Consider the following 444-nt stretch of genomic DNA (forward strand, 5'->3'; position numbering starts at 1 on the left):
CGTAGCCGGAGGACCAGATGCCGGTGAACACGCCCGTCCGGCTGCCCCGCAACGACGTCGGATCGATCCCCGCATCCTCCAACGTCTCCCACGCGGTCTCCAACAACACCCGCTGCTGCGGATCCATCGCCAACGCCTCACGCGGCGAAATACCGAAGAAATCAGCGTCAAAGCCCGCCGCATCCGCGAGAAACCCACCCCACCGCGTATACGACGTCCCGGAATGATCCGCATCCGGATGGAACAACCCCTCGACATCCCACCCGCGATCACCCGGAAACTCCCCGATCGCATCCACCCCACCCGACACCAAACCCCACAACTCCTCCGGCGACCCCACCCCACCCGGCAACCGGCACCCCATACCCACGATCACCACCGGATCAGCCCCACCACCCACCGACACCGAAGACACCGACGACACCACCGACACCACACCCCCGC

The 444-nt window shown here is 66.0% G+C and carries 1 pseudogene; it reads right to left on the reverse strand.

Annotation, left to right across the window (positions count from 1 at the left end):
* Positions 1–388, reverse strand: a pseudogene (locus IF37_RS0138510) (beta-ketoacyl synthase N-terminal-like domain-containing protein); the annotation flags it as partial.
* Positions 389–444: the final 56 nt, after the last annotated feature.

It is taken from the genome of Streptomyces sp. NRRL S-31, assembly GCF_000718775.1.
Classification (GTDB): domain Bacteria; phylum Actinomycetota; class Actinomycetes; order Streptomycetales; family Streptomycetaceae; genus Streptomyces.